Here is a 25945-nt window from a genome sequence, read left to right as displayed (position 1 = left end):
CACCCCTGGTGGGGTGGCGGGCGCCGCCGTCTCGGGGGTTACGCCTTGTGGAGGTGGAAGGCGAGGGCGAGGGACTCGTCGGTGAAGGCGGGGCCGTACGCGGCGGCGTCCGGCTCGCCCTGGGCGTAGTCCGTGCACAGGACCTCGTCCGCGATGAGACCCGCGTGGGCCGTCAGGGCCTCCGCCGTCTCCGGCGACGTCGTCGTCCAGCGGAGCGCGATGCGGTCGGCGACGTCGAGACCGCTGTTCTTGCGGGCCTCCTGGATGAGGCGGATGGCGTCGCGGGCGAGTCCGGCGCGGCGGAGTTCGGGGGTGATCTCCAGGTCGAGGGCGACCGTGGCGCCGGTGTCGGAGGCCACCGACCAGCCTTCGCGGGGGGTTTCGGTGATGATGATCTCTTCGGGGGTGACGGTGATCGTTTCCCCGTCGACCTCCAGGGTCGCCTCGCCGTCGCGCAGGGCCAGCGCCAGCGCCGCCGCGTCGGCCGCGGCGACGGCCTTGGCGACGTCCTGGACGCCCTTGCCGAAACGCTTGCCGAGGGCGCGGAAGTTGGCCTTGGCGGTGGTGTCGACGAGGCTGCCGCCGACCTCGGAGAGGGAGGCGAGGGAGGAGACGTTCAGCTCCTCGGTGATCTGGGCCTGGAGCTCCGGGGAGAGGGCCGCGAAGCCGGTCGCCGCCACCAGCGCGCGGGAGAGCGGCTGGCGGGTCTTGACGCCGGACTCGGCGCGCGTGGCGCGGCCGAGCTCGACCAGGCGGCGGACGAGCAGCATCTGCTCGGAGAGCGTGGTGTCGATGAGCGCCGTGTCGGTCTCGGGCCAGGTCGCGAGGTGGACCGACTCCGGGGCGTCCGCCGTCACCGGGACGACGAGGTCCTGCCAGACCCGCTCCGTGATGAACGGGGTCAGCGGGGCCATGAGGCGGGTGACGGTCTCGACGACGTCGTGGAGGGTCCGCAGGGCGGCCTTGTCGCCCTGCCAGAAGCGGCGGCGGGAGCGGCGGACGTACCAGTTGGAGAGGTCGTCGACGAACGCGGAGACCAGCTTGCCGGTGCGCTGGGTGTCGTACGCCTCCATCGCCTCGGTCGTCTCGGCGACCAGCGTGTTCAGCTCGGAGAGCAGCCAGCGGTCGAGGACGGGGCGGTCGGCCGGCGCCGGGTCGGCGGCGGACGGCGCCCAGCCGGACGTGCGGGCGTAGAGGGCCTGGAAGGCGACGGTGTTCCAGTAGGTCAGGAGGGTCTTGCGGACGACCTCCTGGATGGTGCCGTGGCCGACGCGGCGGGCGGCCCAGGGGGAGCCGCCGGCGGCCATGAACCAGCGGACGGCGTCGGCGCCGTGCTGGTCCATGAGGGGGATGGGCTGGAGGATGTTGCCGAGGTGCTTGGACATCTTGCGGCCGTCCTCGGCGAGGATGTGGCCGAGGCAGACCACGTTCTCGTAGGAGGACTTGTCGAAGACGAGGGTGCCGACGGCCATGAGGGTGTAGAACCAGCCGCGGGTCTGGTCGATGGCCTCGGAGATGAACTGCGCGGGGTAGCGGGACTCGAAGAGTTCCTTGTTCTGGTACGGGTACCCGTACTGGGCGAAGGGCATCGAGCCCGAGTCGTACCAGGCGTCGATGACCTCGGGCACGCGGGTGGCGGTCTTGGCGCAGGTGGGGCAGGGGAAGGTGACCGCGTCGATGTAGGGGCGGTGCGGGTCGAGGCCCGACTGGTCGGTGCCCGTCAGCTCGGTGAGCTCCGCGCGGGAGCCGACGCAGGTGAGGTGGTCGTCCTCGCAGCGCCAGATCGGCAGCGGGGTGCCCCAGTAGCGGTTGCGGGAGAGGGCCCAGTCGACGTTGTTGGTGAGCCAGTCGCCGAAGCGGCCGTGCTTGACGGAGTCGGGGAACCAGTTGGTCTTCTCGTTCTCCTCGAGCAGGCGGTCCTTGACGGCGGTCGTACGGATGTACCAGGACGGCTGCGCGTAGTAGAGCAGGGCCGTGTGGCAGCGCCAGCAGTGCGGGTAGCTGTGCTCGTACGGGATGTGCCGGTAGAGCAGGCCGCGCGCTTCGAGGTCGGCGGTCAGCGCCTCGTCGGCCTTCTTGAAGAAGACGCCGCCGACCAGCGGGACGTCCTCCTCGAAGGTGCCGTCGGGGCGGACCGGGTTCACCACCGGCAGGCCGTACGCCTTGCAGACCTTGAGGTCGTCCTCGCCGAAGGCGGGGGACTGGTGGACGAGACCGGTGCCGTCCTCGGTGGTGACGTACTCGGCGTTGACGACGTAGTGGGCCTCGGCCGGGAACTCGACGAGCTCGAAGGGGCGCTGGTAGGTCCAGCGCTCCATCTCGACGCCGGTGAAGGACTCGCCGGTGGTGACCCAGCCCTCGCCGAGGGCCTTGTCGAGCAGCGGCTCGGCCACGACGATCTTCTCGTCGCCGTCCGTGGCGACCACGTAGGTGACCTCGGGGTGGGCGGCGACGGCCGTGTTGGAGACCAGGGTCCAGGGGGTCGTCGTCCAGACGAGGAGAGCGGCCTGGCCGGCGAGCGGGCCGGAGGTCAGCGGGAAGCGGACGTAGACCGAGGGGTCGACGACGGTCTCGTAGCCCTGGGCCAGCTCGTGGTCGGAGAGGCCGGTGCCGCAGCGCGGGCACCAGGGGGCGACGCGGTGGTCCTGGACGAGCAGGTCCTTGTCGAAGATCTGCTTGAGCGACCACCAGACCGACTCGATGTAGGAGGGGTCCATGGTGCGGTAGGCGTCGTCGAGGTCGACCCAGTAGCCCATCCGGGTCGTGAGCTCGGCGAAGGCGTCGGTGTGGCGGGTCACCGACTCGCGGCACTTCGCGTTGAACTCCGCGATGCCGTACTCCTCGATGTCCTTCTTGCCGGAGAAGCCGAGCTCCTTCTCGACGGCGAGCTCGACCGGGAGGCCGTGGCAGTCCCAGCCGGCCTTGCGGGCCACGTGGTAGCCGCGCATGGTGCGGAAGCGGGGGAAGACGTCCTTGAAGACGCGGGCTTCGATGTGGTGGGCGCCCGGCATGCCGTTGGCGGTGGGCGGGCCCTCGTAGAAGACCCACTCGGGGCGGCCCTCGGACTGCTCCAGGGTCTTGGCGAAGACCTTGTTCTCCTGCCAGAAGTCGAGCACGGCGTGCTCGAGCGCGGACAGGTCGACCTGGGCGGGCACCTGGCGGTACTGCGGCGTGGTCATGCGGCGGACTCTCCTCCGGACGGACATTTCCTGCTTCCGTCGGAGGGACGAGAGCCGTGCTCCCGCGGTACCACCCTCCTTGGCTCCGGACGTGACCGTCCGGGGCCCCCTCATTGGGGTCGCGACACCGGGTCTAGTCGCCGCGCTTCGTGGTGCGTGTCCACGCGGCTTTCTTCCGGCAGCTCCGGGGTGATGCTTCGCATCGGGCTCGCCCCCGGGCTCTCACCGTCCCCGGGTCGCTCATGGCTCGCGTACGACGCTACTGGTCCCCATCGACGCCTCTCGCTGAGGCCAGTGTACGGGGCGTGGGGGCGCCGGGCCGACCGGATTGCGGGTGACCCGAATGGGCACACGGGGCGGGCCGGGTTCCGGGAGGCCGTGTGGGGGACGGGCGGGGCGGATAACCCGGCGGGGAGCTGGGCACCACTTCCCACGGGTCCGCCCGGCGGCCCTCGGGGCGGGCGGAATGGGCGGCGTGCCCCGTTGCCGCGCGCCTTGGGCCGATTTATCGTCCCAGCACGATGCGCGAGCAAGATCACAAAATGTGAAGGGGCCGCGACATGGTGGCGAAGAAGACCGCCGCGAAGCACTCCCCGGCCGCCGCCGGGGACCCCGGGTCCGCCGGTTCCCCGGGCGATCCCGGGGCCCCGGACGGCGCGGCCGGGGAGAAGCCGGCGAAGGCCCCGAGGAGCCCCGCGAGGAAGACGGCGGCGAAGACGACGAAGAAGGCGGCGGCGAAGAAGGCGGCGAGCAGGGCGGCGCCGGAGAAGACCGCCGCGCGGGAGGCCGCCGCCGGCGCGGAGTCCGGTGGGCCGGACGCCTCCGGGACCGGGGCGCCCCCGGAGGCGAACCGGACCGCGAAGAAGTCCGTGAAGAAGACCGTGAGGAAGACCGCCGGCCGCAAGGCCGCCGCGAAGAAGCAGACAGGAGCCAGGACGGTGGCAGCGAAGAAGACCGCGGGTGGCGTCACGACCGCCGACGACGACGAGGCGGCGGTGCCTCCGGCGCGTACCGGGGAGCTCGCGGTACGGCCCGGCGAGGACCCGTGGACGCCGGACGAGGTCGCGGAGGCCCGCAGCGAGCTCCAGGCCGAGGTGCTGCGCCTGCGCAGCGAGCTGGTCCACTCCCAGGAGGAGCTGACCGGGCTGATGCGGGACTCCGGCGACGGTGCCGGTCACGACGAGGCCGACACCGGCACCAAGAACATCACCCGCGAGCACGAGCTGGCCCTGGCGGCGAACGCGCGGGAGATGCTGGAGCAGACCGAGCACGCCCTGGAGCTGCTCGACGCGGGCACGTACGGCCTCTGCGAGGTCTGCGGGAAGCCCATCGGCAAGGCCCGCATGCAGGCCTTCCCCCGCGCCACCCTCTGCGTGGAGGACAAGCAGAAGCAGGAGCGGCGCGGCTAGGCCGTCTCTTTCGGGGTCCTCTCGGATTCCTCCGGAGCGGGCCGGGGCCGGCGGGATCCGGAGGGGGCGGCCCGGACTCCGCCGCCCCGAGGTCGGGACCGGCGGCGCGGACTGCCGGTCTCGCACGTCTGTGCCGTACCCTCGGGGCACGGTCAGGCAACGAGGTACGAGGGACTCACTCACGTGGCAGAGACGGAGAGCGTCATCGGTACGCCGGATTCAGCACCGGATGCGGCGGAGGCCGAGGAGCGGCCCAGGGGCAGGCGGCGGATCGTCGCGCTCTTCGTGGTGGCCGTGCTCGCCTATCTGATCGACCTCGGCAGCAAGATCGTCGTGGTCGAGAAGCTGGAGGGCCGCGAGCCGATCAAGGTGATCGGCGATCTCCTCCGCTTCGAGGCGATCCGGAACCCGGGCGCGGCCTTCGGCATGGGCGAGGCCTTCACCATCGTCTTCACGGTGATCGCCGCGGCCGTCATCGTGGTGATCATCCGGCTGGCCCGGAAGCTCTACAGCCTGCCCTGGGCGATCGCCCTCGGCCTGCTGCTCGGTGGCGCGCTGGGCAACCTCACGGACCGGCTGTTCCGCTCGCCGGGCGCCTTCGAGGGAGCGGTCGTGGACTTCATCGCCCCGGCCCACTTCGCCGTCTTCAACCTCGCCGACTCGGCGATCGTCTGCGGCGGCATCCTGATCGTCATCCTCTCCTTCCGGGGCCTCGACCCGGACGGCACCGTCCACAAGGACTGAGCGCGCAGGACAGAGGACTCCCCGCACAAGGCATACTCGACGGGTGAGCACGAGTCCCGAGATCCGCACCCTGCCCGTTCCCGATGGCCTGGAGGGCGAGCGCGTCGACGCCGCCATCGCCCGTATGTTCGGGTTCTCCCGTACGAAGGCGGCCGAGCTCGCAGCGGCGGGCAAGGTCCAGGTCGACGGCTCCGTCGTCGGCAAGTCCGAGCGGGTCAGCGGCGGCGCGTGGCTGGAGGTCGAGATGCCCGGCGCCCCGGCGCCCGTGCAGATCGTCGCCGAGCCCGTCGAGGGCATGGAGATCGTCCACGACGACGACGACATCGTCGTGATCATGAAGCCGGTCGGGGTCGCGGCCCACCCCAGCCCCGGCTGGACCGGCACCACCGTCATCGGCGGCCTCGCCGCCGCCGGCTACCGGATCTCCACCTCCGGCGCCGCCGAGCGCCAGGGCATCGTGCACCGGCTCGACGTCGGCACCTCCGGCCTGATGGTGGTCGCCAAGTCGGAGTACGCGTACACCTCGCTCAAGCGCCAGTTCAAGGAGCGCGTGGTCGACAAGCGCTACCACGCGCTCGTCCAGGGGCACCCGGACCCGCTGAGCGGCACCATCGACGCGCCGGTCGGCCGGCACCCGAACCACGACTACAAGTGGGCCGTGACCGCCGACGGCAAGCCGTCCGTCACCCACTACGACCTCATCGAGGCCTACCGCGCCGCCTCGCTGCTCGACATCAAGCTGGAGACCGGCCGCACCCACCAGATCCGGGTGCACATGTCGGCCCACCGCCACCCCTGCGTCGGCGACGTCACCTACGGCGCCGACCCGACCATGGCCAAGCGCCTCGGCCTGACCCGCCAGTGGCTGCACGCGGTCCGGCTGGGCTTCGAGCACCCGGGCGACGGGCAGTGGGTCGAGTTCTCCTCCACCTACCCGGCCGACCTCCAGACCGCGCTGGACCGCATCGAGGCGGAGAGCCGGTGACCGCGGCGCGACCGGTGAGCGAGGCGTACGCGGTCCGCGAGGCCGTCGGCGAGGGCGACCTGGAGGCGTGCTTCGCGGTCCGCCGCGAGGTCTTCGTCGAGGAGCAGGGCGTCCCCCGGGAGCTTGAGTACGACGCGTACGACGCCACCGCCGTGCACGTCCTCGCGGTCCGCGCGGACGGCGTGCCGCTGGGCACGGGGCGACTGCTCCACGGGGCCGACGCGACCGGCAAGACCGGTGCGGACGCCTCCGTCGGATCGCTGGGCCGGCTCGCGGTCGCCGAGGCGGCGCGTGGCCTCGGTGTCGGCGCGGCGCTGGTCCGGGCCATCGAGGACGCGGCCCGCGAGCGCGGTCTGAGCGCCGTCGACCTGCACGCCCAGACCCACGCCCTCGGCTTCTACGAGCGGCTGGGGTACGTGGCGTACGGCGGGGAGTTCCCCGACGCGGGGATGCCGCACCGGGCCATGCGACGGGTGCTCTGACGGCTCCCGGACACGACTCGGGGCCCGGTCCGGTGGGACGCGGGCCCTTGCGGACGCCCGGGGCGGTCCACGGCGCGCCCGGGTGCGGTGCTCGTGGCGTCGGCTGCTTCCCGGTGCGGCGGCCGTGCGGTCGTCCGGTCGCGGGGCCGGTGCGCTGACCGCTCCGGCCTCCGCCGTTTCCGCCGTGGGCGGGCGGGCGGGCTGCCGCCGGCGCGGCCGAGCCGGCGCCGGGCGCGCCCGCGACGGCGAGCAGGGGGCCGCCGCGCGGTGTCCGATGTCCTGCCCTCACATGACACCCTCCCCATGTGGTTGGAATGTCCCTTTTACGATGGGCCTTCGATCTTCGACCGGCTCAAGGGGACACCGTGGACCAGCTCGCCCTGCTGTTCTTGCTGCTGCTCGGGGCGGTGCTCACCGTCCCGCTCGGCGACCGGCTCAAGCTGCCCGCGCCCGTCCTGATGACGCTCCTCGGCATCGTGCTGGCCTTCCTGCCGTTCGTGCCGAACGTCGACATCCCGCCCGAGTTCATCCTTCCGCTGGTGCTGCCGCCGCTGCTGTACGCCTCGGTGCAGCGGACCTCCTGGCGGCAGTTCGCGGCGAACCGACGGCCGATCTTCCTGCTCGCGGTCGCCCTGGTCTTCGTGACCACGGCCGCGGTCGGCGCGGTGGCGAACGTCCTGGTGCCGGGCATCCCGCTGGCCGCGGCGCTCGCGCTCGGCGCCCTGGTCGCCCCGCCGGACCCGGTCGCGGCGACCGCCGTGGCCGGCTCGCTCGGACTGCCCCGGCGCCTCGTGTCGATCCTGGAGGGCGAGGGGCTCTTCAACGACGTGACCGCGATCGTGCTCTACCACGTGGCCATCGCGGCCGTGGTCAGCGGCGAGTTCTCCTGGCCCCAGGCGCTGGGCCAGTTCGTCCTGTCCGCCGTGGTGGCGGTCGTGATCGGCCTCGCCCTCGGCTGGGTCACCAACAAGCTCATGGGCTTCCTCGGCGACGCCACCCTGCAGACCGGCCTCACCCTCCTCGTGCCCTTCGTCTCCTACGTCCTCGCCGAGGAACTGCACGGCTCCGGCGTCCTCGCGGTGCTCGTCACCGCCCTCTTCCTCGCCGAGTACGCGGTCGACGCCGACGACGTGATGGGGCGGCTCGCCGGGCAGACCTTCTGGGAGATCGTCGACACCCTGGTCACCGGCATCGCCTTCGGTCTCATCGGCCTGGAGCTGATCCACGTCCTCGGCGTCGCCGAGGGGCACGTGGGCGAGATGCTCGGCTGGGGCGCGGTGGTCGTCGCCGTCGTCGTCGGGGTCCGGCTGCTGTGGCTGCTGCCGGCCGGCTGGCTGGCGCAGAAGTTGCACGACCGGCGGGACCTCGACGAGGAGATCCCGACGAGCTGGCGGGAGACGGTCGTGATGTGGTGGTCCGGGATGCGCGGGGTGGCCTCGGTCGCGCTCGCCCTCGCCATCCCCCGCACCATCGACGACGGCTCGCCCTTCCCCGGCCGGGACGAGCTGATCTTCCTCGCCTTCTGCGTGATCCTCGCCACCCTGGTGGTACAGGGGCTCACGCTGCCGTGGCTGGTGCGCACGCTCGGCGTCGAGGCCGACGCCGACGCCGAGCGGGCCTTCGAGCGGGAGCTGGCGCTGCGGGCAGCCAAGGCCGCCAAGCGCCGCCTGAAGGAGATCGAGGAAGTCGAGGAGCTGCCCGAGGAGATCGCCGAGCGGCTCCAGCGCGGGGCCTTCGACATCGGGGCGCGGATCAGCCCGGACATGGTGGACGAGGAGCGGCGGGCCGCCTTCACCGAGCGGGCCGAGCGGGTGAAGAAGCTCCAGTCGATCCAGCGGGAGATGATGTCGGCCGCGCGGCACGCCGTGCTCTCCGCGCGCAGCGAGCCGGGGGCCGACCCCGAGGTGGTGGACCGGGTGCTGCGCCATCTCGACGTGCGCTCACTGCGCTGACCTGGGGGTTCCGGCGTGTCGTCGGTGGCGGGTGGCAGGATGGCGCGCATGGACATCATGCTTTTCCACTCGGTGCACGGGAAGCGCCCGGCCGTCGAGGCCGCCGCCGGCCGGCTGCGGGCCGCCGGCCATCAGGTGTGGGTGCCGGACCTCTTCGACGGCTGGACCACCGACTCGGTGGAGGAGGGCATGGCGAAGAAGGACGAGATCGGCTCGGACGAGCTGCTGAAGCGCGCGGTCCTGGCCGCCGCCCCCTACTCGGAGCGCGGTCTCGTCTACGCGGGCTTCTCCTTCGGCGCCTCGGTCGCGCAGACCCTGGCGCTCGGCGACGAGAAGGCGCGCGGGCTGCTGCTGCTCCACGGCACCTCGGACCTCGCGCCGAACGCCTCGGTGGACGCCCTGCCGGTGCAGCTGCACGTGGCCGAGCCGGACCCGTTCGAGACGGACGACTGGCTGTCCGCCTGGTACCTCCAGATGCGCAAGGCCGGGGCGGAGGTGGAGGTCTACCGCTACCGGGGGGCCGGGCACGTCTACACGGACCCGGAGCTGCCGGACTGGGACGCCGAGGCGGCGGACCGGACCTGGGCGATCGCCCTCGACTTCCTCGACGGGCTCGGCGAGGAGGACTGAGGACGGGGACGGCCCCCGGGGAGTGCTCCCCGGGGGCCGTTCACCGTGCGCGGACGGGCCGTCAGGCGCGGTACGCGGTCCAGTGGTCGTTCATCCGGGTCACCTGGCCCGTGGTGAACTGGTACATGCAGGAGTCGTACGTGTAGTCCATGAAGTTGTGGATCGGGTCCACACCGGACTTGGAGGCGCAGGAGTCGCGGCCGGTCGGGCACTCGTACGCCGGGGACTTCTCGGCCGGGGTGTCGGTGACGTAGTCGCCGTTGCCGTTACAGCCGCCCTGGAAGGTGTGGTAGAGGCCCATCCAGTGGCCCACCTCGTGGGTGGCGGTGTCGCCCTCGTCGTAGTTGGCCGCCGAGCCGCCCGGCAGGGAGGCGTCGAGGACGACCACACCGTCCATGGACGGGTTGGAGTTGTACGAGGTCGGGAAGGTCGCCCAGCCGAGCAGGCCGCCGCCGAGGTTGGCGGTGTAGAAGTTCAGCGCGCCGGCGCCGCCCTTGCGGAGGGTCTGCTTCATCTGCTTCTCGGCGGTGGAGCCGGAGGTCAGGTTGTACCAGGAGGCGTTGTCCGTGTAGTCGGTTCCGGCCAGCGAGAACTGGAAGCCGGTGTTGACGTTGCCGGTGCCCTGGCCGCCGTAGGCGGCGTTGAGGACGGCCATCTGGTTGCTGATCTGGGTGGCGGACAGCTTGCCCGTCGTGCCGCTGTGGACGACGTGGAAGTACACCGGGATGGTGACCACGGCGGCGGCGTCGGCCTGGGCGCTCACGCGGCCGCTGCTCTTGGCGGCGGCCAGCTTCTTGCGCAGGTCGTCGTCCATGGCCTTGGCCTTGGCGGCGGTGACCTCGTTGGGCTCGGCGGCGTGGCCGTCGGCACCGCGCGCCTTGCGCGCTCCGGACAGGGCGGCCGAGTCGTCGGCGCACTCCTCGGCGGAGGCGCCGGCCAGGGTGGGGGAGGCCTGGGCGACGACGGGGGCGGACAGGGGCGCCAGGGCCAGGGTTCCGGCCAGGACGGCAGTGCCGAGTACACGACGTGAGGTACGCGGCGATATACGGACAAGAGCACGCACAGGTGACTCCTCGCGGGGGGTTGTGGGGAGGTACTTCCTCGCCACGGCGGGGAGATTACGCGTCCATGTCAGACAGTGTTGAGCGGTGATCAAGCCCAATCATTCGTGGGGCAATTGGGGTCATCGGGAAGAAATTTTTCTGTGGCTTCCGGAGTTTGAGACGACGACGTAATCAAAGTGGCACCGGTGGCGGGTGGTGTGTCCGGATTCGAGCTCCCGGAGCCACCACCCGCCGTAGTCATGTGATCTCCCGTTAACAAAGAAGATCATGGCTGAAAATCGTCGGTCGATAGCCGGTCAGTCGTCGATCGGCCGTCCGTCGGTCATCGGCCGGCGGTCGATCAGATGACCGGCTGGTAGACCCGCTCCACGCGCTGCGTTCCGCTGAGCGTCCGGTAGGAGCGGGCCCAGGAGGCCGTCGCGGCCGGGTCGCGCTTGTCGGAGACCGTGTAGTAGTCCATCTGCGAGCGCGCGGCGGTCACGTCGAGGACGCCGTACCCGTGGTGGTCCATGTCCACCCACTTCACGTGCCGGTTGGCCGCCTTCACCGCGCCCGCCGCCACCACCGAGAGGGTCCCCGGGGCCACGTTCAGGAGGTCGTCCAGGTTGTCCGAGGTGACCGAGGTGACCACGAACTCGGTCGCCACCGAGGCCGAGAGCGGGTAGGTGGCCGCCTTGGCCGGAACGTCGTTGGCCCAGGCCATGTGGATGTCGCCGGTCAGGAAGACGGTGTTCCTGATCGCCCGCGAACCCAGGTGCGCGAGCAGCTCCTTGCGGTCGTCGGTGTAGCCGTCCCACTGGTCGACGTTGACCGCGATCCCCTCGGTGGGCAGCCCCATCAGCTCGGCGAGCGGCTCCATCAGGTACGCGGGCAGCGAGCCGAAGGCGACCGGCGAGATCATCACCGAGGTGCCGACCAGCTGCCAGGCGGCGTCCGAACCGGCCAGCCCGGACTTCAGCCAGTCGAGCTGCGCCCGGCCGGTGATCGTACGGGCGGGGTCGTCGACCGGCCCGGAGCCCGTCTTCGCCTGGGCGGAGCGGAAGGAGCGCAGGTCGAGCAGGTGCAGATCGGCCAGCCTGCCGAAGCGGAGCCGGCGGAAGACCGTGCCCTCGGTGGAGGTGCGCACCGGCATCCACTCGAAGTAGGCCCGCTTGGCGGCGGCGACCCGGGCGGCCCAGTCGCCCTCGGCGTCCGGGGTGTGGTTCTCGGCCCCGCCGGTCCAGGCGTCGTTGGCGAACTCGTGGTCGTCCCAGATCGCCACCACCGGGTGGGCCGCGTGCAGGGCCTGGAGGTCCGGGTCCGTCTTGTACCGGCCGTGCCGGGTGCGGTAGTCGGCCAGCGAGACGATCTCGTGGCGCGGCTCGTGCGTCCGGACGGTGTCCTTCGCCTCCGGGTAGACCCCGCTCGCGTACTCGTAGATGTAGTCGCCCAGGTGGAGGACGGCGTCCAGGTCGGCGCGGGCGGCGAGGTGGCGGTAGGCGGCGAAGTGGCCGGCCTCGTAGTTGGCGCAGGACACCACGCCGAAGCGGACGCCGGGGGCGGCGGAGTCGACGGCCGGGGCGGTGCGGGTCCGGCCGGTGGCGGAGACGGTCGCGCCGGCGGTGAAGCGGAAGAAGTAGGTGGTGGCCGGGCGCAGTCCGCGGACGTCCGCCTTGACGGTGTGGTCGGCGGCGGCGCCCGCCGTGGCCGAACCGGAGGCGACGACCCGGGCGAAGGAGCGGTCCTCGGCCACTTCCCAGTCGACGCGGAGGTCCGCGCCGAGCCCGGAGCCGGGCACGGCCTCGGGGGAGGGGGTGACGCGCGTCCACAGCAGGACGCCGTCGGGCAGCGGGTCGCCCGAGGCGACACCGTGGAGGAAGGCGGGCGCCGGAGCGTCCGCGAGGGCCGGCGCGGCCGTGCCCAGGAGGGCGGGGGCGGCGACGGCGGTGACGGCGGCGGCCTTGACGACCGTGCGCCGCGTGGGGGCAGGGGATATGGAGTGACTGGTCACGGCCAGTCAGATTACTGACGGGTACGAAAGGTTGACAGGCGGAATCCGGAAAGTTCTCCGGAGTTTCGCCCGCCGATCACGATGATCTCCGGATTCCCCCTCGCTTCCCCGGCCGCGGGGGCCGGGGAAGCGGGCCGGGGGAGCGGAGGAGGAGCGTCAGCCGCCGAGGAGGGGGGTGAGGGCGGCGTTGAACTCCTCCACGGTCAGCGGCGGGTTCTGCGAGCCCTCGGCCGTCAGGGTCTTGCCGTCCATCTTCAGCGTCGGGGTGCCCGTCACGCCGCTGTCGTCGAAGGCCTTCGACATCTTCATCGCCCAGGCGTCGAAGGTGCCGTCCTCCACGTGCTGCCTGAAGGCCGCGTTGGCCTTCAGGGCCGGGATCGTGTCGGCGACCTCCAGCAGGTAGGAGTCCTTCGCGAACGTGTCCTCGCTCTCCTCCGGGTGCCACTTCGCCGAGTAGAGCGCCGCCTTGTAGTCGAGGAAGGCCTCCGGGCTCACGTCGAGCGCCGCGCCCAGCGCCGACAGGGCGTTCTTCGAGCCCTCGCCCTGGTCCATGTTGTCGATGAAGGTCGCGCCGACGTACTTGACCTTGTACTTGCCGGCCTCGACGTCCTTCTCGACGGTGGAGCCGACCGACTGCTCGAAGGTCGCGCAGACCGGGCAGCGGGAGTCCTCGTACAGCTCCAGGGTCTTCTTGGCGGAGTCCTTGCCGACGACGACGGTCGTGCCGTTCTCGCCCTCGGTGTTCTTCGGGGCCGTGACCGACTTCGCGTCGGCCGCCGTCTCCCACGCGGTGGGCTGGTTGGCCTGGACGACGGCGTAGCCGATGCCGCCGGCGGCGGCGAGCACGGCCACCGCCGAGACGCCGACGACCAGCTGCCGGCGGGACCGGTCCTTCTTGGCCTGGCGCTCGCGCTCCGCGCGCAGACGCTCGCGGGCGGCAGCCTTGTTGGCCTGGTTGTTGCGTGCACTCATGATCGTGGATCTCCGGAGAGGGGGAGGAAGGGGGGACGGCCGGGGAGCGCGCTCAGACGAGAGCGAGCGCTGCCCGCGGCGGTCCCCGCCGCCCCACGGAGTGCACCAGGAGACGCGTACGGGACGGGCGCGGCCGGGGCTCCGGACGCGCCGGGGCGGGCGCCGCCGGACGGCCCCCGTCCACCAGGGCCGCGAGCAGCTCCAGCGGCCGGAAGGCCGAGGCCGCCGCCGCGCCGAGCAGCCGCACCAGCGCCCGCTCCCCGCCGCGCAGCCAGCAGGCCGCCGAGAGGCCGACCAGCACATGGGCGCCGAGCAGCAGCCACGGCAGCGCGGGGTCGGGGGAGGAGAGCGCCGCGGCGGCGCCGCCCTCGGGCGCCGCGACCCCGGGCAGCGGGGTGCCGACGGCCCCGCCGCACAGCACCTCCACCCCGAAGGACCGCAGCGCGCCGGCGACCGGCCCGCCGGCGGGGCCGTAACAGACGGTCTGGCCGGAGGTGAAGAAGGTGTCGGCGGCCAGTTCCAGCGGGACGAGCAGGCCCGCGATCGGGCCGAGGCCGCGCTCCCGGCCGGCCAGCGCGTACGCCACGGCGAAGACGCCGGCCGCGACCGGCACGACGGTGCCCAGCGGCAGCGGCGCCCGGGAGAGCAGCACGTGGGAAGCCACGGACAGCGTCACGACCAGTGCCGTGAAGATCGCCGCCCGCAGCGCCCTCAGCCGCGTCCCCGTCATGTCCATTGTTGAACGAGTGTGCCATGACGGGTCATAAGGGGCCCCTAAGGAGAAGCTGTGGCTCCGGTTACCCGGGGCTCACCGGGACCCGTCTCACAGACCCGGAATCCGGCCGTTGCGGAAGAGGTCCACGAAGATCTGGTGGTCGGCACGCGCGCGTGCGCCGTACGCGTGGGCGAAGTCCACCAGGAGCGTGACGAAGCCCTCCTCGTCGGCCGCGATCGCGCCGTCGATGGCCCGCTCCGTGGAGAACGGCACCAGCGAGTGGCCGCTGGACTCGTCCGCCGCCGCGTGCATGGTCGCGGTCGCCCGGCCCAGGTCGGCCACGGTCAGCGCGATGTCCCCCGGGTCGTCGATGTCCGACCAGTCCAGGTCCACCGCGTACGGCGACACCTCGGCGACCAGCTGCCCGGCACCGTCCAGCTCCGTCCACCCCAGCCACGGGTCCGCGTGCGCCTGGAGCGCCCGCTGCGAGATCACCGTGCGGTGCCCCTCGTGGCGGAAGTAGCCCCGCACCGCCGGATCCGTGACGTGCCGCGAGACCGCCGGGGTCTGCGCCTGCTTGAGATAGATCACCACGTCGTTCTCCAGGGCGTCGCTGTGCCCCTCCAGGAGGACGTTGTACGAGGGGAGGCCGGCCGAGCCGATGCCGATTCCGCGCCGTCCGACCACGTCCTTCACCCGGTACGAGTCCGGGCGGACCAGGCTCGCCTCCGGCAGGGTCTCCAGATAGCCGTCGAAGGCCGTGAGCACCTTGTGGCGGGTGGCCGAGTCCAGCTCGATCGATCCGCCGCCCGGCGTGAAGCGGCGCTCGTACTCCCGGATCTCGGTCATCGAGTCGAGCAGCCCGAAGCGGGTCATCGCCCGGGCCTCGCGCAGCGCGCCGAGCAGCGCCCCGTCGGCGGTCTCCAGGGTGAAGGGGGTGATGTCGTCGCTTCCGGCACCGGTGGCCAGGGCGTGGATCCGCTCCCGGTAGGCCGCCGCGTAGATCCGGACCAGGTGGGTGATCTGCTCGTCGCTGAGCGCCTTGGTGTAGCCGATCAGGGCGAGCGAGGCGGCGAGCCGCTTGAGGTCCCAGGTGAAGGGGCCGACGTACGCCTCGTCGAAGTCGTTGACGTTGAAGACCAGGCGGCCGTTGGCGTCCATGTAGGTGCCGAAGTTCTCCGCGTGGAGGTCGCCGTGGATCCACACCCGGCCGGTGCGCTCGTCCAGGAACGGGCCCCCTTCGGCCTCCCGCTCCAGGTCCTCGTAGAAGAGGCAGGCGGTGCCCCGGTAGAAGGCGAAGGCGGAACCGGCCATCTTCCGGAACTTGACCCTGAAGGCCGCCGGGTCGGCGGCGAGCAGCTCTCCGAAGGCGGTGTCGAAGACGGCGAGGATCTGCTCACCGCGCTCGGCGGCGGTGGGCTGGGGGACCGACATCGAAGGTGCCTCCTGGTGCATGACGGGGTTCGGACAAATGGGACAGGTGTTCCACCTCGCCCAACGCGCGACCCTAGTCGTCGGTGCCCGCCTCCTGTCACTCGTCCGACGTAGACTTCGGGGCTGTCCCCCCAGAAGTTCATGCCCGGAGGCACCCCTCGTGACCAAGCCGCCCTTCACGCACCTCCACGTCCACACCCAGTACTCCCTGCTGGACGGTGCCGCGCGGCTGAAGGACATGTTCAACGCGTGCAACGAGATGGGCATGACCCACATCGCCATGTCCGACCACGGCAACCTGCACGGGGCGTACGACTTCTTCCACAGCGCCAAGAAGGCGGGCGTGACGCCGATCATCGGCATCGAGGCGTACGTCGCCCCCGAGTCCCGGCGGAACAAGCGCAAGATCCAGTGGGGCCAGCCGCACCAGAAGCGGGACGACGTCTCCGGCTCCGGCGGCTACACCCACAAGACGATCTGGGCGGCGAACGCCACCGGACTGCACAACCTCTTCAAGCTCTCCTCCGACGCCTACGCCGAGGGCTGGCTCCAGAAGTGGCCCCGGATGGACAAGGAGACCATCTCCCAGTGGTCGGAGGGCCTGATCGCCTCCACCGGCTGCCCCTCCGGCGAGCTCCAGACGCGGCTGCGCCTCGGCCAGTTCGACGAGGCCCTCAAGGCGGCCTCCGAGTACCAGGACATCTTCGGCAGGGACCGCTACTTCCTGGAGCTGATGGACCACGGCATCGAGATCGAGCGCCGGGTCCGCGACGGCCTCCTGGAGATCGGCAAGAAGCTCGGCATCCCGCCGCTGGTCACCAACGACTCGCACTACACCTACGCGCACGAGGCCACCGCCCACGACGCCCTGCTCTGCATCCAGACCGGCAAGAACCTCTCCGACCCGGACCGCTTCAAGTTCGACGGCACCGGCTACTACCTGAAGTCCACCGACGAGATGTACGCCGTCGACTCCTCGGACGCCTGGCAGGAGGGCTGCCGCAACACCCTCCTGGTCGCCGAGCAGGTCGACACCGCCGGCATGTTCGAGGCCAAGAACCTCATGCCGAAGTTCGACATCCCGGAGGGCTACACCGAGGTCACCTGGTTCCGCGCGGAGACCATGAGGGGGATGGAGCGCCGCTTCCCCGGCGGCATCCCCGAGGACCGCATGAAGCAGGTCGAGTACGAGATGGACACCATCATCTCGATGGGCTTCCCCGGCTACTTCCTCGTCGTCGCCGACTTCATCATGTGGGCGAAGAGCCAGGGCATCGCCGTGGGCCCCGGCCGAGGCTCCGCGGCCGGCTCGATCGTCGCGTACGCCATGGGCATCACCGACCTCGACCCGATCCCGCACGGTCTGATCTTCGAGCGCTTCCTCAACCCCGAGCGCATCTCGATGCCCGACGTCGACATCGACTTCGACGAGCGCCGGCGCGTCGAGGTGATCCGGTACGTGACCGAGAAGTACGGCGCCGACAAGGTCGCCATGATCGGCACCTACGGCAAGATCAAGGCCAAGAACGCGATCAAGGACTCCGCCCGCGTCCTCGGCTACCCCTACGCCATGGGCGACCGGCTCACCAAGGCCATGCCCGCCGACGTCCTCGGCAAGGGCATCGACCTCGACGGCATCACCAACCCGACCCACCCGCGCTACGGCGAGGCGGGCGAGATTCGGTCGATGTACGAGAACGAGCCCGACGTGAAGAAGGTCATCGACACCGCCAAGGGCGTCGAGGGCCTGGTCCGCCAGATGGGCGTGCACGCCGCCGGCGTGATCATGTCCAGCGAGCCGATCGTCGACCACGCCCCGATCTGGGTGCGGCACACCGACGGCGTCACCATCACGCAGTGGGACTACCCGCAGTGCGAGTCGCTCGGCCTGCTGAAGATGGACTTCCTCGGCCTGCGCAACCTCACGATCATGGACGACGCCGTCAAGATGGTGAAGGCCAACAAGGGGATCGACCTCGACCTCCTGGCCCTCCCGCTGGACGACCCGAAGACCTTCGAACTGCTCCAGCGCGGCGACACCCTCGGCGTCTTCCAGTTCGACGGCGGGCCCATGCGCTCCCTGCTCCGTCTGATGAAGCCCGACAACTTCGAAGACATCTCCGCCGTGTCCGCGCTCTACCGCCCGGGCCCGATGGGCATGAACTCGCACACGAACTACGCCCTGCGCAAGAACGGGCAGCAGGAGATCACCCCGATCCACCCGGAGCTGGAGGAGCCCCTCCAGGAGGTCCTGGCGGTCACCTACGGCCTGATCGTCTACCAGGAGCAGGTGCAGAAGGCCGCCCAGATCATCGCCGGCTACTCGCTCGGCGAGGCCGACATCCTCCGCCGCGTCATGGGCAAGAAGAAGCCCGACGAGCTGGCGAAGAACTTCGTGATCTTCGAGGCCGGAGCCAAGAAGAAGGGCTTCAGCGACGCGGCCATCAAGGCCCTCTGGGACGTCCTGGTCCCCTTCGCCGGCTACGCCTTCAACAAGGCCCACTCCGCCGCGTACGGCCTGGTCTCCTACTGGACCGCCTACCTCAAGGCGAACTACCCCGCCGAGTACATGGCCGGCCTGCTGACCTCGGTCAAGGACGACAAGGACAAGTCCGCGGTCTACCTCAACGAGTGCCGCCGCATGGGCATCAAGGTCCTCCCGCCGAACGTGAACGAGTCGGAGTCGAACTTCGCCGCCCAGGGCGACGACGTCATCCTCTTCGGCCTCACCGCCGTGCGGAACGTCGGCGCCAACGTCGTCGAGTCGATCATCAAGAGCCGCAAGGCCAAGGGGAAGTACGCCACCTTCCCCGACTTCCTCGACAAGGTCGAGGCCGTGGTCTGCAACAAGCGGACCGTCGAGTCGCTGATCAAGGCCGGCGCCTTCGACACCATGGGCCACACCCGCAAGGGCCTCGTCGCCCAGCACGAGCCCATGATCGACAACGTGGTGGCGGTCAAGCGCAAGGAGGCCGAGGGGCAGTTCGACCTCTTCGGCGGCATGGGCGAGGAGGACAACAGCGAGCCCGGCTTCGGCCTCGACGTCACCTTCACCGAGGACGAGTGGGACAAGACCTACCTGCTCGCGCAGGAGCGCGAGATGCTCGGTCTGTACGTCTCCGACCACCCGCTCTTCGGTCTGGAGCACGTCCTCTCCGACAAGACCGACGCCGGCATCTCCCAGCTCACCGGCGGCGAGCATTCCGACGGCGCGGTCGTCACCATCGGCGGCATCATCTCCGGCCTCCAGCGGAAGATGACCAAGCAGGGCAACGCCTGGGCGATCGCCACCGTCGAGGACCTCGCCGGCTCCATCGAGTGCATGTTCTTCCCCGCCACCTACCAGCTGGTCTCCACCCAGCTGGTCGAGGACGCCGTCGTCTTCGTCAAGGGCCGGCTCGACAAGCGCGAGGACGTCCCCCGGCTGGTCGCCATGGAGCTGATGGTCCCCGACCTCTCCAACGCCGGGGCCAACGCCCCGGTGATCCTCACCATCCCCGCCCTCAAGGTCACTCCGCCGATGGTGAGCCGACTGGACGAGATCCTCCGCCACCACAAGGGCAACACGGAGGTCCGGATCAAGCTCCAGGGTCCCCGCTCCACCACCGTGCTCCGCCTCGACCGGCACCGGGTGACGGCCGACCCCGCCCTCTTCGGCGACCTGAAGGTGCTGCTCGGCCCCTCCTGCCTGGCCGGCTGAGCCGGTCCCGCACACGCGCAAGGGGCGCGCCCGTCGTCACGGGCGCGCCCCTTTGCCGTGGTGCGGGCGTCAGCCGGGCGTCAGTTGTGCCCGAAGCGCTTCTGACGGCCCTTCCGCGCCATGTCACCGGGGGTGACCTGGGAGGCGCGGGTCTCGGCCTGGGATTCCATCGACGACTGCTGCGCCTGCTGGGCACCGCGCTCGGCCGGCGACTGCTGCTGCTTCTGACGGTTCTGGTTGCGGTTCTTGGCCATGGGGATGATGCCTCCTCGAAGGGATCTAGGGGCCAAAGCCGCTGTCAGACTCACACACGGGAGAAACCGCCGCATGTTGGATCATTACGGTGCGTGAGGGTGCCTCTCGTGGAGGAGGGCCGCGGCTCCGCCACGCCGATGATCCAGTTCCGGCCGTCAACCCCCGGGCAGTCGGGCAGACTCGAAGGAACCCGGAACACCTGAGATCCCGACGGGCCGAGATCCGAAAGAAGGTGGAGCACGTGGACCGATGCGTCGTCCTGGTGGACGCCGGCTATCTGCTGGGGGCCGCCGCCAGCCTGCTCGCCGGGGAACCGGCCCGCTCCCGGATCACCGTGGACCACGCGGGTCTCATCCGGCAGCTGAGGGAACGGGCCGAGAGCGAGACCGGCCTCCCGCTGCTGCGGATCTACTGGTTCGACGGCGCCCCCGACCGGGTGCCCCAGCCCGAGCACCGCAGGCTGCGCGTGATGCCCCGGGTCACCGTCCGGCTCGGCGCGCTGACCCGCAGCGACGGCCGCTGGGCGCAGAAGGGCGTCGACGCGGCCATGCACACCGAGCTCACCGAGCTGGCCCGCAACCGCGCCTGCACCGACATCGTCCTCGTCACCGGCGACGGCGACCTGCTGCCCGGCCTGATGTCCGCCAAGGAACACGGTGTCGCCGTGCACCTCTGGGCCGTCCAGGCCGCCGACGGCGACTACAACCAGTCCGAGGACCTGGTCGCCGAGGCCGACGAGCGCCGCGTCCTCGACCGGAGCTGGATCACCCGGGCCGTCCGCGCCAAGGACCTCAGCGGGCTCTGCGCCCCGCCGCCGGTGCCCCGCCCCGAGATCGCCGCCATCCTCTCGGCGCCGCTGCCCGAGGCCGCCCTGGCCTCCGCCGAGCGCGCCGCCGAGGCCGCGGCCGCCGCCGCGCGGAACGGGCGGCCGACCCCCGACGGAACCCCCGTACCCTCCGTCGACGGCCACGACCACGACCACGGCTCCGCCGCCGTCCCGGCCCCCACCGTCGGCAAGTCCGTCCCCACTCCCAAGGACCTCGCCGGGCTGCGCCCCGCCGCCGCCCACCCGCACCCCACCCCGCCCCAGACGGCGAGCGCCCTGCGCTGGTCCTCCGACCGGGGCTGGGTCGAGCGGCCCGCGACCCCCCTCGGCGAGCCCGCCGAGACCGCCTCGCTGCCCACCCTCGCCCACCTCACCAGCGCCGAGCAGCGCTGGGCCGACCGCGAGGAGGACATCACCACCGTCGGCGGGGACCCCTTCGAGGTCGGACAGGTGTTCGCCCGGCGCTGGCTCGAACGGCTCCCCGAGCAGTCCCACGTCCAGCGGCTCTCCGTCCTCTACCCCCGGATCCCGCACCGCATCGACGGCGAACTCCTCCGCTACGCCGCCCGGTTCGGCCTCCTCGCCCACAAGGACGACCAGATCGACGAGCACGACCGCTACGCCATCCGCGCCGGCTTCTGGCGCGAGATCGACGTCCGCGCCGCCGCCGAACCCGCCCCCGCGCCCGGACCGGGACCGGCGACCCCGTAGGCTCTTCCCCCGTGAGTACGGTGTGCGTGGTGCGGGATCTGGTCAAGACGTACCCCGCCACGCGCGGCAGGCGCGGCGCGCCCGCGAGTCCCGAGGTGCGCGCCACCGACGGGATCAGCCTCGACGTGCGCGGCGGCGAGATCTTCGGGCTGCTCGGTCCCAACGGAGCGGGCAAGTCCACCCTGGTCCGCCAGCTGACCGGGCTGATGCGCCCCGACTCCGGCTCCGTCACGCTCCTCGGCCACGACCTCGTCCGCCACCCCGAGCGCGCCGCCCGCCTCCTCGCCTACCTCGGCCAGGAGTCCACCGCCCTCGACGAGCTGACCGTCGCCCTCGCCGCCGAGACCACCGGCCGGCTCCGCGGCCTGAGCGCCGCCGACGCCCGCGCCGGGCGGGACGCCGTCCTCGACGAGCTGGGGCTCGGCGCGCTGGCGGACCGGCCGCTGAAGAAGCTCTCCGGCGGCCAGCGCCGGCTCGCCTGCTTCGCCACCGCCCTCGTCGGCCACCGGCCCGTCCTCGTCCTCGACGAGCCCACCACCGGCATGGACCCGGTCGCCCGCCGGGCCGTCTGGGCCGCCGTCGACCGCCGCCGCGCCGAGCACGGCGCCACCGTCCTCCTCGTCACCCACAACGTCATCGAGGCCGAGACCGTCCTCGACCGGGTCGCCGTCCTCGACCGCGGCCGGGTGATCGCCTGCGACACCCCCACGGGACTGAAGGAACGTGTCGCCGACGAGGTCCGCGTCGAGCTGCTGTGGCGCGAGTCCGCCCCGCTCGGCCTCCCCGAGGTCGCCGCCCTGCGCGAGCTCGCCCAGGAGTCCGGCCGCCGCTGGGTGCTGCGGCTCGCCCCCGACGCCGCCCGCGCCGCCGTCGCCACCGTCACCGGCGGCGCCGCCTTCGCGGCCCTCGACGACTTCACCCTCGCCACGCCCAGCCTGGAGGACGTCTACCTCGCCCTCGGCGGCGCCGCCCGCGAAGGACTGGTGAAGGCATGAGCCCCGCCCACCCCGTGGATCCCGCACCCCGCACCCCCGGTGTGACCCCCCACGTGCCGCACGTCACCCCCAGGAGCTGTCCGCGTTGAGCACCCTGCCCGCCGAGGCCCTGCCGGCCGGCGTGAAGGCCGCCCGGGTCCGGGACGCCGAGGAGGCCGCGCCCCTCGCCCCGCCCGCCCGGCTGCTGCCCTCCCTCGCCGCCGTCTACCGGGCTCAGCTCAGCCGCGCCCGGGTGGCCCGCATCCCGCTGCTCTTCGTCGCCACCTTCCAGTCCGTCGGGATCATGATCCTGATGCGCGGGGTCGTCGACGGCGGCTCCGAGGCCCGCGCGGTCGTCGCCGGCTCCACCGTCCTCGTCGTCGCCTTCGTCGCCCTCAACCTGCTCGCCCAGTACTTCGGCCAGCTGCGGGCCACCGGCGGCCTCGACCACTACGCCACCCTGCCCGTGCCGCCCGCCGCCGTGGTGCTCGGCGCCGCCGGCGCGTACGCCTCCTTCACCGTCCCCGGCACGCTCGTCACCGCCGTCACCGGCGCCGTCCTCTTCGGCCTGCCGCTCGGCCACCTGTGGCTGCTCGCCGCCGTCGTCCCGCTCTCCGGAGCGGCCCTCGCCGGGCTGGGCGCCGCCCTCGGCCTGCTCGCCCCCCGCCAGGAACTGGCCACCCTCCTCGGCCAGCTCGGCATGTCCGCCGCGCTGCTCCTCGGCGTCCTCCCGGGCGAGCGGATGCCGGCGCCGATCGGCTGGGCGCGGGACCTGCTGCCCTCCACGTACGGCGTCGAGGCCCTGGCCCGCGCCTTCGACCCGCGCCCCGACTGGGCGGCCGTCGCCCTCGACCTGGCCGTCTGCGGCGTCGTCGGCGTCCTGTCGCTGGCCGTCGCGACCTGGGCGTACCGCAGGGCCGCGGTCCGCTGAGGCGGGGCACGGGCGCACCTGGCACGATGGCGGGGTGACCGCACCCCTGACGCCTCCCCAGCAGCCGCCGCACGATCCCGAGTGGCCCCCGCCGCCCCCGCCGCACGAGGGGCCGGCCGGTGACCCGATCGCCGGGGCCGAGGTCGTCCAGGGGCTGGTGGTGACGGTCGCCTCCGCGGTCGCCGGAGCCGTGCTGGGCGCGCTCTGGGTGTGGCTGGCGCCCACGGTCCAGCTGATCTCCGACGGCAAGGGCGTCTACCTGCGGGACTCCGAGGGGGAGGCCGCGATCGGCGCCGACGGCACCTTCGTCCTCCTGGCCCTGGCCTTCGGCGCGGTCGCCGGGCTCGTCGTCTTCCTGGCCCGCCGCAAGGGCGGCGTCCCGCTCGTCCTCGGCCTCGCGATCGGCGGCGTCCTCGGCTCGCTGCTGGCCTGGTGGCTGGGGATCCGGCTGGGGCCGACCGACGACGTGATCGCGCACGCCAAGGCCGTCGGCCCGAACGTCGTCTTCGACGCCCCGCTGAAGCTCCAGATGGGCGCCGCGGCGATGCTGGCCTGGCCACTCGCCGCGATGGTCGTCCACCTGCTCCTGACCGGGATCTTCGGCCCCCGCGACCCGGAGCAGGGCTCCTGGGACACGTACAAGCGCTGACCCGGGGTCAGCCGCGGCCGATCGGGGCGAGCACCGCCGAGGTGAGCGCGGTCAGGTCGGCGGGGGAGAGCTCGACCTCCAGGCCCCGCCGGCCGGCCGAGACGCAGATCGTGTCGTGGCCGGACGCCGAGGAGTCGAGCACGGTGCGCAGCCGCTTGCGCTGGCCCAGCGGCGAGATCCCGCCCCGGACGTAGCCGGTCGTCCGCTCGGCCGCCGCCGGATCCGCCATCGCCGCCCGCTTGCCGCCGACCGCGGTCGCCAGCGCCTTCAGGTCCAGCTGGCCGGCGACCGGCACCACCGCCACCGTCAGCTCCCCGTCGACGTCCGCCACCAGCGTCTTGAAGACCCGGTCGGGCGTGACGCCGAGCGCCTCCGCCGCCTCCTCGCCGTACGAGGGGGTCGCCGGGTCGTGCTCGTAGGCGTGCAGGGTGTACGCCGTGCCGGCCGCGGCGAGCGCCACGGTCGCCGGGGTGCCGCCGGCGTTCTTCTGCTTCTTCTTCGCCACGGGGCTCCCTCGGTTCCTTCGGTCCGTCAGTTCGGGTAGGTCGGCGCCTGGGTCAGCTCCACCGCCGGCAGCGACGGGAGGTGGCGCAGCACCGCCGTCTCCGCGCGCAGCAGCGCCAGCTCCTCGCGCAGCCGGACCGTCGTGTCCGGCGCCTCCAGGAGCCGCTGCTTCGTCGGCACGTCCACCATGGCCGCGGCCGCGACCAGGTAGGACACCACCGAGGGGTCGTCGGGCAGCTCCGTGGTCGTCAGCGACCGCTCCCGGGCCCCCGCCAGCCGCTTCTGGTAGGAGCGGAAGGCCCGCAGCACGCCCTCGGCCAGCGCCTCCGCCTCCTCGCCGGGCTCCTCCGGCAGCTCCTCGGTCTCGGCGGTCAGGAAGGGGCCGCTCGCGTCCACCGCGCGCAGCCGCACCCGCGTGGTGCCGGTGATCATCACCTCGTACGAGCCGTCCCCGCGCTGCCGGATGCTCGCCGCGTCGGCGACGCACCCCACCGGGTGGAAGCTCCTGAGCGGGTCCGTCCCGAAGCCGGCCGCCGGGCCCTTCTCCGGCAGCGCCGTCGGGTCCGGCATCCCGGGCGCGGTCGGCGCGACCTCGTACCCGTCCCGGATCGCGACCACGGCGAACCGGCGCGGCTCGGAGGCGTCGATGTCGAGGAGGGCGCGCATCATGGCGCGATAACGCTCCTCGAAGACGTTGAGAGGCAGCACGAGGCCCGGGAACAGCACCGCGTTGAGCGGGAAGAGTGGCAGGCGAGCGGAGGTCACAGCGGCCAAGCCTAATGGCCGCGCGGACCGCTCCGTCCGGGGATTGCGCGAGGCCGTCCCCAGAGCGGGGTCCGGCGCGCCAGCTCGGCCCGCGTCCGGTCCCGGGTGGCCAGGAACCGGCGCAGCGGATCGTGCCCGCCGACCGCCCACGGGAAGGAGGTGGCGTGCGGCCCCACGCGGCCGAACTCGGCCAGCGCCGCCTCCCACCGCTCCCGCCGCACCAGCACGTACGCCAGCAGGTTCCGCACCTCCGCGGGCCACGGGTCACCCGCCGCGAAGACGGCCGACAGCGCCAGGCCGCGGTCCGCCGCCCGGTCGATCCGTCCGCCGTCCGCCGCCGGTCCCGCCGGCCGCTCGCGTCCCGCGTCCGGCAGCGGGCGCAGCGCCTCGTAGGCGGCGCGCACCGGCAGCGCCCGTACCAGCGAGCCGGCCGCCGCGTCGTCGGCCGCCTGCTCCGCGAAGTCGAAGGCCGCCCGCTGCGAGCCGTACCACTGCGCCGACAGGTACTTCAGGGCGGCGACATGGCAGCCGTAGTGGTGCGGGGAGCGGAGCAGCGCCTGCTCCCAGAGCCCCTCGAAGACCGCGTGCCCGGCGTGCGCCCCGCGCGCGTGGTCCAGCGCGAGCCGCCACGGCACCGGATCGGGCCCGGCGTCCTCGGTGAGCGGACGCAGCAGCGGGTCGAGCTCGCGCAGCCGCTCGGCCCGGGCCGGCGACTCCCAGGCCCGGCGCACCGCGAGCTGCGCGGCCACCAGCAGGGCGTCGGGGTCCCCCGGCGCGGCCTCCAGCCACCGGTCGAGCCACTCGCCCCTGCTGTACGCGAAGGTGGCGAGCCGTCCCACGTAGCGGTCCCGGTCCTCCCACTCCCCGGCGTCCCGCGTGGTCGCGAGCAGCTTCGCCGCGGGCTCCGGGTCGCCGAGCGCGGCGGCCACCAGGGCGGGCGAGAGCCGGCCGTCCGGGGCGTCCAGCAACACGTCGTCGTCCGGCGTCAGCCCGGCGGCGAGACGCGGGGCGTGCCGGGCCGAACGGACGGTGCCGACCAGGGCGCGGAGGAAGGACATGGCAGGACGTATCTTC

21 protein-coding genes are annotated in these 25945 nt (G+C 72.4%); 11 read left to right on the top strand and 10 right to left on the bottom strand.

Going from position 1 to position 25945, the window contains the following annotated elements:
• Nucleotides 1-38: 38 nt before the first annotated feature.
• Entirely contained in the window at nt 39-3179 is a 3141-nt protein-coding gene (gene ileS, locus ACFQ8C_RS21570; RefSeq protein WP_383459885.1) for an isoleucine--tRNA ligase, read from the bottom strand.
• 560 nt (nt 3180-3739) lie between these two features.
• On the opposite strand from ileS, the gene ACFQ8C_RS21565 reads away from it, so the two are divergent.
• The 6 genes from ACFQ8C_RS21565 to ACFQ8C_RS21540 all read left to right on the top strand — a co-directional run bounded on the left by ACFQ8C_RS21565 (nt 3740) and on the right by ACFQ8C_RS21540 (nt 9381).
• The gene (locus ACFQ8C_RS21565) at nt 3740-4588 is read left to right on the top strand and encodes a TraR/DksA family transcriptional regulator (RefSeq protein ID WP_383459883.1); all 849 of its coding nucleotides are present in this window, start codon (nt 3740-3742) and stop codon (nt 4586-4588) included.
• A 183-nt stretch (nt 4589-4771) separates the two neighbouring features.
• The gene (gene lspA / locus ACFQ8C_RS21560) at nt 4772-5332 is read left to right on the top strand and encodes a signal peptidase II (protein WP_383459880.1); all 561 of its coding nucleotides are present in this window, start codon (nt 4772-4774) and stop codon (nt 5330-5332) included.
• Nucleotides 5333-5375: 43 nt separating this feature from the next.
• Nucleotides 5376-6317 carry an RluA family pseudouridine synthase gene (locus ACFQ8C_RS21555; protein ID WP_383459877.1) on the top strand — a complete coding sequence of 314 codons (942 nt, stop codon included), beginning with the start codon at nt 5376-5378 and terminating at the stop codon, nt 6315-6317.
• Between the two features lie 14 nt (nt 6318-6331).
• Complete coding sequence (locus ACFQ8C_RS21550) at nt 6332-6799, top strand: GNAT family N-acetyltransferase (protein ID WP_383459889.1); 468 nt, start codon at nt 6332-6334, stop codon at nt 6797-6799.
• A gap of 365 nt (nt 6800-7164) precedes the next feature.
• A complete protein-coding gene (locus tag ACFQ8C_RS21545) occupies nt 7165-8751 on the top strand; it encodes a Na+/H+ antiporter (RefSeq protein WP_383459874.1) in 1587 nt (528 codons plus the stop codon).
• 48 nt (nt 8752-8799) lie between these two features.
• Nucleotides 8800-9381: a dienelactone hydrolase family protein gene (locus tag ACFQ8C_RS21540; RefSeq protein ID WP_383459872.1), complete on the top strand. Its 582-nt coding sequence runs from the start codon at nt 8800-8802 to the stop codon at nt 9379-9381.
• Between the two features lie 61 nt (nt 9382-9442).
• On the opposite strand, the gene ACFQ8C_RS21535 is transcribed toward ACFQ8C_RS21540, so the two are convergent.
• The 5 genes from ACFQ8C_RS21535 to ACFQ8C_RS21515 all read right to left on the bottom strand — a co-directional run bounded on the left by ACFQ8C_RS21535 (nt 9443) and on the right by ACFQ8C_RS21515 (nt 15556).
• Nucleotides 9443-10444 (bottom strand): zinc metalloprotease, encoded by a 1002-nt coding sequence (locus ACFQ8C_RS21535; RefSeq protein ID WP_383459870.1) that lies wholly within the window; start codon nt 10442-10444, stop codon nt 9443-9445.
• 341 nt (nt 10445-10785) lie between these two features.
• On the bottom strand, nt 10786-12435 hold the full coding sequence (locus ACFQ8C_RS21530) for an alkaline phosphatase D family protein (protein ID WP_383459868.1): 1650 nt from the start codon (nt 12433-12435) through the stop codon (nt 10786-10788).
• 156 nt (nt 12436-12591) lie between these two features.
• Nucleotides 12592-13407, bottom strand: coding sequence for a DsbA family protein (locus ACFQ8C_RS21525; protein ID WP_383459865.1), 816 nt, complete (start codon nt 13405-13407; stop codon nt 12592-12594).
• A 52-nt stretch (nt 13408-13459) separates the two neighbouring features.
• Complete coding sequence (locus ACFQ8C_RS21520; protein WP_383459862.1) at nt 13460-14143, bottom strand: hypothetical protein; 684 nt, start codon at nt 14141-14143, stop codon at nt 13460-13462.
• A gap of 87 nt (nt 14144-14230) precedes the next feature.
• On the bottom strand, nt 14231-15556 hold the full coding sequence (locus ACFQ8C_RS21515) for a DUF2252 domain-containing protein (RefSeq protein WP_383459860.1): 1326 nt from the start codon (nt 15554-15556) through the stop codon (nt 14231-14233).
• Between the two features lie 160 nt (nt 15557-15716).
• On the opposite strand from ACFQ8C_RS21515, the gene dnaE reads away from it, so the two are divergent.
• Nucleotides 15717-19256 (top strand): DNA polymerase III subunit alpha, encoded by a 3540-nt coding sequence (gene dnaE / locus ACFQ8C_RS21510; RefSeq protein WP_383459859.1) that lies wholly within the window; start codon nt 15717-15719, stop codon nt 19254-19256.
• Nucleotides 19257-19336: 80 nt separating this feature from the next.
• Here dnaE and ACFQ8C_RS21505 read toward each other — a convergent pair whose 3' ends face one another.
• Nucleotides 19337-19510 carry a hypothetical protein gene (locus ACFQ8C_RS21505; RefSeq protein WP_383459857.1) on the bottom strand — a complete coding sequence of 58 codons (174 nt, stop codon included), beginning with the start codon at nt 19508-19510 and terminating at the stop codon, nt 19337-19339.
• A 242-nt stretch (nt 19511-19752) separates the two neighbouring features.
• On the opposite strand from ACFQ8C_RS21505, the gene ACFQ8C_RS21500 reads away from it, so the two are divergent.
• The 4 genes from ACFQ8C_RS21500 to ACFQ8C_RS21485 all read left to right on the top strand — a co-directional run bounded on the left by ACFQ8C_RS21500 (nt 19753) and on the right by ACFQ8C_RS21485 (nt 23602).
• On the top strand, nt 19753-21048 hold the full coding sequence (locus ACFQ8C_RS21500) for an NYN domain-containing protein (protein ID WP_383459854.1): 1296 nt from the start codon (nt 19753-19755) through the stop codon (nt 21046-21048).
• A 20-nt stretch (nt 21049-21068) separates the two neighbouring features.
• Nucleotides 21069-22043, top strand: a complete 975-nt coding sequence (locus ACFQ8C_RS21495; RefSeq protein WP_383459887.1) for an ABC transporter ATP-binding protein — start codon at nt 21069-21071, stop codon at nt 22041-22043.
• An 85-nt stretch (nt 22044-22128) separates the two neighbouring features.
• Entirely contained in the window at nt 22129-22953 is an 825-nt protein-coding gene (locus ACFQ8C_RS21490) for an ABC transporter permease (RefSeq protein WP_383459851.1), read from the top strand.
• A gap of 34 nt (nt 22954-22987) precedes the next feature.
• Complete coding sequence (locus tag ACFQ8C_RS21485; protein WP_383459849.1) at nt 22988-23602, top strand: DUF2567 domain-containing protein; 615 nt, start codon at nt 22988-22990, stop codon at nt 23600-23602.
• Between the two features lie 7 nt (nt 23603-23609).
• Here the strand turns inward: ACFQ8C_RS21485 and ybaK are convergent, their stop codons facing one another.
• The 3 genes from ybaK to ACFQ8C_RS21470 are packed head-to-tail and all read right to left on the bottom strand — an operon-like array spanning nt 23610 to nt 25929.
• Nucleotides 23610-24107: a Cys-tRNA(Pro) deacylase gene (ybaK, locus tag ACFQ8C_RS21480; RefSeq protein ID WP_383459847.1), complete on the bottom strand. Its 498-nt coding sequence runs from the start codon at nt 24105-24107 to the stop codon at nt 23610-23612.
• A 26-nt stretch (nt 24108-24133) separates the two neighbouring features.
• On the bottom strand, nt 24134-24871 hold the full coding sequence (locus tag ACFQ8C_RS21475) for an LON peptidase substrate-binding domain-containing protein (protein ID WP_383459844.1): 738 nt from the start codon (nt 24869-24871) through the stop codon (nt 24134-24136).
• Between the two features lie 11 nt (nt 24872-24882).
• Nucleotides 24883-25929 carry a hypothetical protein gene (locus ACFQ8C_RS21470; RefSeq protein WP_383459841.1) on the bottom strand — a complete coding sequence of 349 codons (1047 nt, stop codon included), beginning with the start codon at nt 25927-25929 and terminating at the stop codon, nt 24883-24885.
• Between the last annotated feature and the right edge of the window lie 16 nt (nt 25930-25945).

It is taken from the genome of Streptomyces sp. NPDC056503 (genome assembly GCF_042794995.1).
GTDB lineage: Bacteria > Actinomycetota > Actinomycetes > Streptomycetales > Streptomycetaceae > Streptomyces.
The sequence above is the reverse complement of the archived record's forward strand: the minus strand, read 5'-3'. Positions and strand labels throughout refer to the sequence as shown.